Here is a 1,016-nt window from a genome sequence, read left to right on the forward strand (position 1 = left end):
GGCCGAGTTCGAGCGCGTGATTGTCGATACGACGGTCCAACAAAAAGCGATTGCCTATCCGACTGACAGCCGTTTGCTGGAGATTGCACGAGGCAAACTCGCAAGGCTCGCGCAACGTGCCGGACTGGCACTGAAGCAAACATACGAGCGAGAGGGGAAACAATTGCGTCGCCGCGCCGGTGGCTATGCGCATGCGAAGCAGTTCAAGCGACTGCGCCGGGTGCTCAAGCGTCAGCGCACGATACTCGGACGATTGCTGCGCAACATCGAGAGAAAGTTACCGAACGCATCCACTGAGCGACAGGCATCCTTAAGCATCTGGCTTGAGCGCGCCTGGCGTATCTGCCGCCAGCGAGCGAAAGATAAGCACAAGCTCTATGCGCTTCATGCGCCAGAAGTGGAGTGCATCTCAAAAGGCAAGGCTCGCCAGCCGTATGAGTTTGGCGTCAAGGTGAGCCTCGCAATCACGGAGAAGCAAGGCCTGATTGTCGGTGCACGCTCGTTTGTGGGCAACCCCTATGACGGGCATACTCTGTCCGGACAACTTGAACAAACGTCCATCCAGCTTCAGGATCTGCCGGGCGTGTCAAAGCCGAAGACCGTTCTGGCGGACCTCGGGTATCGCGGTGTGGATGCTGATCTCGCGCCAGTACAGTTGATTCACCGAGGTAAACACAAGTCGCTAAGCAGTACACAACGACGATGGCTGAAACGCCGGCAAGCGATAGAACCGATCATCGGGCATGTGAAGCAGGACCACGGCATGCAGCGTTGCTGGCTCAAAGGGCAAACCGGCGACGCCTTACATGCGGTGCTATGCGCGGTGGGCTATAACCTTCGCTGGTTGCTGCGCGCTATTGTTCGCCTGGGGCTTGCGCCCGTGTTTTTTGTTCTCGAGTGGCTGCGCAGCCTCCACAACGCCTCGCGAGGAACCTTGCTCGCACCTCCTACAACTGCCTGAGTTCGAAAAGTACAAGGCCACCTGATGAACGCCCCGAGGCGTCCACGAACAAAAC

General features: G+C 58.0%; 1 protein-coding gene. It reads left to right on the forward strand.

The annotated features are described in order from the left end of the window. On the forward strand, positions 1-961 hold a 961-nt coding region (locus AWB65_RS35045; protein ID WP_235008123.1), incomplete at its 5' end, for an IS5 family transposase. Between the last annotated feature and the right edge of the window lie 55 nt (positions 962-1,016).

It is taken from the genome of Caballeronia humi, assembly GCF_001544475.1.
Taxonomy (GTDB): Bacteria; Pseudomonadota; Gammaproteobacteria; order Burkholderiales; family Burkholderiaceae; genus Caballeronia; species Caballeronia humi.